3 protein-coding genes are annotated in these 7,302 nt (G+C 55.3%); all 3 read left to right on the top strand.

Features of this window, described 5'->3' with window-relative positions; genetic code table 11:
* Window positions 1-477 precede the first annotated feature (477 nt).
* The 3 genes from RSSM_RS08950 (at window position 478) to RSSM_RS08965 (ending at window position 7,076) form a co-directional block, all read left to right on the top strand.
* Window positions 478-2,994: a polysaccharide biosynthesis tyrosine autokinase gene (locus RSSM_RS08950; protein ID WP_008676939.1), complete on the top strand. Its 2,517-nt coding sequence runs from the start codon at window positions 478-480 to the stop codon at window positions 2,992-2,994.
* Between the two features lie 543 nt (window positions 2,995-3,537).
* The gene (gene xrtU / locus RSSM_RS08960) at window positions 3,538-5,589 is read left to right on the top strand and encodes an exosortase U (protein ID WP_081613732.1); all 2,052 of its coding nucleotides are present in this window, start codon (window positions 3,538-3,540) and stop codon (window positions 5,587-5,589) included.
* Window positions 5,586-7,076 carry a hypothetical protein gene (locus tag RSSM_RS08965; RefSeq protein WP_008676946.1) on the top strand — a complete coding sequence of 497 codons (1,491 nt, stop codon included), beginning with the start codon at window positions 5,586-5,588 and terminating at the stop codon, window positions 7,074-7,076. Before xrtU ends, RSSM_RS08965 begins: the two co-directional genes overlap by 4 nt.
* Window positions 7,077-7,302 lie beyond the last annotated feature (226 nt).

The raw sequence follows: 7,302 nt of genomic DNA on the forward strand, positions 1-7,302 counted from the left end.
AATCATCGTAGCTGGACTCGCCAGAGTTCAGACGGGATTGGGGAGGCGGGTCCGAAGTCTTGGCGACTCCGGCTACGGCAGGAGGGAGCGCTGGGAGATGCGTTGAATCCGCCGGGACGAGCCCGGACGGAGATCGGAGGTGCCTCGTGTTGGTCGGTAGCCGTCAATCGTGGCCCCGCCGGGGCAAGCCCAGGCGGAAGCGTTGTGCGAAAGGCTAATTGCTAGCTGCTAACAACTAGTGAATTTCCGAAGCCCGGGCGACTCCGGCTACGGTCTATTGGGAGTGATCAGGCATGTTGGGAACATCATCCTACCGATCCGGTTAAGCGGTTTGTGCGGGCGGAGATGGCTGATTTCCGTTTTCGTGCCGCGCTTTTCCTAGCCCAAACCGCACCTGATTCGTACACTTGTGCGTTCGGTGACCGAACTCCCTCTGTGTTTGGTCCACTTCTCTGCATTTTCTCAAATGATTGACGCATGAGCATTTTGTCAGAATTCCAGTCCGACCGCTCCGGTTCGTATCAGACGCTCGGTAGCCCTGCGACCGGCGTGGGCATGCCCGAAGGACCTTCAGGTGATTCGGGCCCCGATATGCTGGCGGCGATCTGGCGATATCGCTGGGCGGTGATTATCCCGGCGATTCTCGGGGCCGCGGGAGGGTTCATTGCGTTCTTGAAAACCCCCGAAACATTCAAATCAGCCACCCGGTTGATGTTCGAATCCGATCGGCCGGCCGTGCTGGACACCATGACGGGTGATGTTCTCGGAGGCGTGCCTTCGATCGATATCCTGCGTTCACAATTGTTCTCGGACACCGTTACAAAGAATGCGTTCGAGGATGATAGCTTCGACGCATTTCGGGCTAAGTTCAACGATGATCCCCGCGCGTTTGCGGGCATGTCGTCCAAAGCATTGCAATTCAGCCCCGATGTCCAGGGCACTCGTTCGGCATCGTCGCTCGTCGCCACACTGGCATTCGAAAGCTCCGACCGGGAGTTGTGCCTTGGCGCAGTCAAAGCATACAGCTCAGCGTTACAAAGACTTTTTGCGGAAAAGCATAAAAGCTCGCGTACCGAACTATTGCGTCTGATCACGTTGGCGACGGATCAATTGCAACCCAAGATGACAGAACTCGAACAACGCTACCGTGACTTCCGCACCAGCGCCCCGCTGGTTTGGAACGAAGAAGGCAAAGCAGTTAACCCACACCGAGAACGGCAACTCTATTTGACCGAGCGCCGCAGTGAATTGTTTGAACAGGCTCGCCAAAAGTCGATTGAATTGGCATCGATCAAAAGCATCGCGAAAGAAGGCAAAGACCCGACGGTGAGTCTTTCCATCATCGGGCAACTCGTCGGTACGACGTTCGACATCCCTGAAGTCATGCAAACGCGTCAGGATCTACGTGAGGGCGATGCCGAGCTGAAACAGCTCGAACTCGATCAACAACTTGTTCCACTCATCATCGAACGCAACAAGTACGCGGCCGAATTTGGTGATTCGCACCCAACCGTCAAACAGCTCGATGTCGAACTGAAAATGATGAAGAGCGAACTGAAACGCTTGATCACCGAACAGGCCGAGCGGATCGTCGAGCTGATGGAAGCCAACAAAGTGGAAGGCGTCGACCCCGCGGCACGCGCACGCGAAGCGGTGGACGTCATCCTGTACGCATCCGAAGCCGAAGTCGAACTCCTACGCCAACAGATAAAAGAACTCGACTCTCAGATTGCAACGGAGAAATCGGAAGCAGTCAAACTCGCGAGGTATGAACAGGAAAACAATGCGATCCTTCGCGAGATTGAACGTAACCGTGAACTGATCAACCAACTCGAAGAGCAAATGGCGCGAGTTGAATTGACAGAGGAAGAAGGTGGCGTGCAGGTCACCGAACTCAGTGCCCCATCCAACGCGTACCGCGTTGGTCCCAACATGGCAAAAATGCTTAGCTTTGGGACATTTATCGGCCTTGCCGCCGGTTGCGGCCTGGCACTGTTGTTGGAGAAAAATGCCAACACGTTCCGCGACCCTGATGAGATCGCCGAGGCCGTTGGTGCACCGATTCTTACTCACGTGCCGTTCTTCAAGGGTCGCGTACGGAAGGCGAAACCCGACAACCCGAACCCGTTCGAAAAACTCGACCCGTATCTGGCCGTCGTGCACCAACCGGCTTCCGTGCCCGCAGAATCAATCCGATCCTGCCGCACATCCATTTTCTTCGAACTCTCAGGCATTCCCGGCGGCAAGATCCTGCAGGTGACCAGCCCGCTGCCTGGAGATGGAAAGAGTACGATAGCTGGGAACCTCGCGTGCAGCATTGCTCAGAGTGGTAAGAAAACACTGCTGATCGACTGCGACCTTCGTCGCCCACAGATCACCGACAACTTCGCGTCCGCTGAACAACTCGGCCTGATCGACGTGCTCAACGGACACTGCGAGCATATCGAAGCGATTCACGATACGCCGCTGGCCACATTGAAACTGATGCCATCGGGTCCGATCCCGGCCAACCCTGCTGAAGCATTGACGCTGTCCGAAATGGGTGAACTGCTCGAACTGCTGCGTGACGAGTTTGATTACATCATCGTTGACACACCGCCGCTGCTGGTCGTGACCGACCCGAGCATTTTGGCGAGCATGGTGGATGTGGTGGTCATGACGCTAAAGATTCGTCGCAAGAGCAAACCAAACCTCAAGGAAGCTGCCAACATTCTTCGAAACGTGGGTGCCCGACTGGTGGGTGTTGTTGTCAACAACTCGGATGAGTCGAGTAGCAGCGACGGGTACAAAGGCTACGGCTATTATCGATACGGCCGACACACGAGCCGGTATTACCGCAAAACCAAAGACAACGGTCCGAAGGGTGGTCAACCACGAACCCCGATCGTTGTTTCGGGCCGGGCAGTTGGTTTACGTGCGTCAGCCGCGGCGGCGAAACCAACGTCCGTTGCTGCAACGACACCAATCAACGGGAAACCCGAAGACGACGTTTGATGAAATCATGCATCTGAGTCGCGACCATGTTTCGTAGCAAGATTCGCCGAAAGTTTGTCGATTCAACCAAGGGTCAACCTGTTTTCGTTTAACCGGTAGCCGTAGGCGACGTGCAGCGGCAAGTAGGTCGCCTTTGGCTGACCGTTAAACGAATCAATCAACAGCCCGCCAGGAGTTCGGCTGGCTCCCACGAATCACCGAAGGTTTTGGCAACTTTCGCTACGATCTCAGCCTTCGTAGCTGGACTCGCCTGAGTTCAGACGGGTGTTGGGGGCGGGTAGTAGCTGTCAGTTGTGGCTCCGCCGGGACAAGCCCGGACGGAAGCGTTGGGCCAATCGCTAACAGCTAATAATTTCCCGAAGTCTTGGCGACTCCGGCTACGGATCAATCATTTCGTGTGGTTCGCGTATTTCGTGGTCAACAAACGGAAGAGTTGACTCGATCGACAGCCGGAACTGGCATCGAATGTTGAGAAATCGCCAAATTTTTGTGCAATTGCCTTTTCGAAGGCGGGGACGGTGGAGCCGAATTCGCGTTGGAATTATGAGAAGTCTCATTATCATTGCGGAAAAACATCCAACGCACGCAAAAACGCGACAACCATGTCTGAGCCCCCCCTCCCCCAAACCACTCCCCGATACCGAAAGCAATCGTGCTGCATCGCGGAACGGCGGAATCATCGCGTTCCTGAAGCAACAATCGGCGTGGACATGGTTCTGGGTGGGGCTCCTGGTATCAGGAATGCCGATGCTCGTGATCTACTTCTCGAGGATGTGGCGACTACCGCAATATCAGTACTTTCCATTCGCGATTCTTGCGGTGGTGGGACTTGCGTGGTCGCGCAGTGATCGGAAGTTCTACCCTCCGACCAGTTGGATCAGCATCGGGAGTTTGGCGTTGGGAGCGGTCGCAATGGCTGGTGGCTGGTACGTGCGATCGCCCTGGATGATCGCGATCGCGTTCTTTTTCTTCGCGGCTGCGTGTCTGAATGTGATGCGTGGCCCCAAAGACACTTCGCTTCTTGCGTTGGCGTTGCCGTTGGCCCTCTTGGTACGATTGCCGCTGGGGTTCGATTCGTTGCTTGTTCTCAGGTTGCAACCAATCACGACTCAGCTCTCGAGTTTGCTGCTCGATGTTGTGCGAGTCCCTCATGCAGTGAAGGACAACGTCATCCAGCTCGCGAGTCGAGATCTGTTTGTGGCTGAAGCGTGCAGCGGGATTCAGTCCGTGTTCACGCTGGCGTTTCTGAGCACGCTTCTAATTGCCTATTACCGACGCAGATTATGGCTGGCACCTTTTTATCTCGTCATTGCCTGCTTGCTCGCCGTTGCAGGCAACGTGCTGAGAGTGACCACTGTAGCGGTTGTCGATCATGCAATGGGCTGGGACTGGGCCGAAGGTTGGTCGCATGATTTACTCGGATATGCCACCCTCGCTATCTCAGCACTGTTCCTGATCTCGTTTGATCGATTGATCACAGGAATCTTGCACCCAACTGGTGAAGCGGTTACGTCGTCAAATTCAAATCCGATCATGCGTCTATGGAATGCGTGTGTCGACGACGGGTCATTTGAAAGCCTTGCCGATGGCTACTACCGGGCGAGCGTCAAAGCACAAGACATCTACAACAGCCGCCCCGCCAACCGCCTAGCAAACTGGATCACGCTGCCGCAAACAAAACCCGTGATGATCACGTTGGCGCTAGTAAGTGTTGGTCTTTTTAGTGTCACGACCGTTCGCGCCTTTAGCGTAGAACGCATGCCATTTGAAGGCGGCACTGGCATGTTTGTGGACGGTTTGATCTTGGATCCATCCGACGAACAGATTGAATCGATTGCGGATCAATTCACGCTGACGGAACGCTCCACTTCGCGTGGCAACGAGAATCCAATTCTCGGAAGGAACGCTGACGTTTGGAGGTATTCGACACAGACCACGGACAACGGAGTATTAACAGGGCAGTTCGTAATGAGCCAAACGTATGCCAAGTTCCATGAATTGTGCCTTTGTTACGAGAACAAGAAATGGGAGCTACTCAATCGATCAGTTCGAATTCCAAAAATCGCAGAAAGAGAGACTCCATCGGTTGCCTATGCGGTCTTCCGCACGCCGGACAATGCTCGCGGGCACCTTTGGTACGCATCGATCACTCGCAGCGGTGAATCGCCGACTCCACCGGCACGCCCGGGGCGACTCGGAGGACGATTGGCAGAATCATTTGACGCAACTGCGGACGTTACCGAACCGATCATAATGTTGCAGATTTGGGTGACGTCGAGCGAACCGCTCGAACCATCAGCAACCGAGAAAGTGGCTCGTGACTTTGCATTGTTGCGGGAGAAGATCGCGGAGCAAATCCGAAAAGGCGACTCAAAGAACTCTGGCGACCTCGGAGCAATCGTTCCGTCGCACGGTCAACAAAGTTTGTTCACCCCCCACGTAGGCAAGTCTCTCCGAGACTTACATGTACTACCCGCGGTGATGGATGTCCGTCTCGGAGAGACGGACCTACGTGGCTTCGACATTTCGCGACTACCCGATCGTGAGCCACAACCTATTATCGCTACGCACTCTCTTTCGGAGGTGCGGTCGTGATCCAGTACCTCAACCCGATACAGTGGATGCGGTGGTTCGGGCAGTTTGTTTACTTCTGGGCGATCTCGATCCCGTGGAAGAATATCTCGCACGGCATTCCAGCGATCCTGCTATGCGCAGCGTTGGCAACGCTCGGTTTCTTCGCGTTCACCGACGGCGGTTCGTGGCGAAGGAATCTGATCAAGGAAGAACTCTCCAACGCTGTCCTTAGTGAAGACTTTGAAACGGCGGACCTGCTTCTTCGTCGACAGCTCGAAGGTGGCGATCAGACAGCCGAAACGCTGTTTGCCTACGCGGAGAATCTCGATCGGCAGGAGAAGGCGGACGAAGCCATTACCATGATGCGGCAGTTGGCTTTCGAACGACGAAACGACGCGGCGGCCATGTGGCTGGTTCGGAAGTTGTACGAAGGTAAATCTTGGCAGGAACTAAAAACTGACGACCGGCGCGAGTTTGGAAAGCTGCTGGCACTGTTGAATCAATCCCGCCCGGATAACCTCGGCATCAAACAACTCTATGCGAACTACTTAATTGCAGACGAACGGTACAGTTCAGCGATCCCGCACCTGGTTGAACTGGCCGAGCGGGCACCCGGACTTGGTTTGCAGGCAGCGGCGTTGGCCAAGAGGGTTGGCGAGGACGAAATGTCCTCGCGTTTGGCAAACACGACGCTGGAACGACTCTCCAAACGACACGAAGAAGAACCCGCCAACCCAGGACTCGCCCTGGGCGTTTCGCAGGCTCATGTCTTTCTGGACCAACACGACCAAGCGGTCCGCACGCTCGCCGATTCGATCGATCGGATGAAGAAACCGGAACATCGCCAAGCTCTCCGGCAAGCGATGGGTGACACCCTTGCCGCGTGGATTAACAAGATCGAATCGGAGCCGAACGAGACCGCGACTGACCAGCTGCGGATTCTCAAAATGCTGCAGGTGGCGTTGCAGTACGCACCGAATAATCCGCGCGTCCTCACACTCGTCGCGAACCAAGTCCTGCAAACGATCGAAAGCGACGAAGAGGAAGTTATCTCGATCCGCAATGCACTGGTGAAAGGTTCCTCGCCAGGGATCGCTCACTTTGTCCGCGGCACCGCGGCACTTGTCCAAGGCAGAACGGAAACGGCAGAGAAGCATTTGAAACTGGCTTCGAGCCATCTTCCGAACAGCGCCGCAATCCTGAACAACCTCGCCGTGGCACTGAGTCAGCGCGAGGATGGAGACCTTGAGCATGCGTTGCAATTGAGCGAGCAAGCGATCGCAACGGTGGATCGGCCGGGACCGTATTTTTATGAAACGCGCGGCCAGATTCTGTATCGCATGGAACGCTATCTCGACGCGATTCCTGACTTGGAACGGGCGCTCGCCGCAGATGCGCTGGCTGCGAACGCTCATCAAACGCTGGCGAATTGCTATGCGGAGATCGATGAGCCGGAATTGTCACAAGATCATCAAGAAGCCGCCGATCGACTTCAATCGGACAACTGATTGGAAATTGTTATGCCGCTGGATGTGACCTGTGTCGACATGACTCGAAGCACTTTCGGACCACCTCTGTAGCTGGACTCGCCAGAGTTCAGACGGGCTTTGTGGGCGGGTGGTAACTGTCAGTTGTGGCTCCGCCGGGACAAGCCCAAGACGGAAACGTTGGGGGGAGCTAAAAGCTAATCGCTAACAACTCTCCGAAAGTTTTGGCAACTTTCGCTACGGCTTC

Origin of the sequence: Aporhodopirellula sallentina SM41 (genome assembly GCF_000346505.1) — a bacterium.
In the GTDB taxonomy this organism is placed as follows: Bacteria; Planctomycetota; Planctomycetia; order Pirellulales; family Pirellulaceae; genus Rhodopirellula; species Rhodopirellula sallentina.

Coding starts and splice junctions, on each gene's coding strand:
- RSSM_RS08950 (WP_008676939.1), top strand. CDS start 478: ATGAGCATTTTGTCAGAATTCCAGTCCGACCGCTCCGGTTCGTATCAG.
- xrtU (WP_081613732.1), top strand. CDS start 3,538: ATGAGAAGTCTCATTATCATTGCGGAAAAACATCCAACGCACGCAAAA.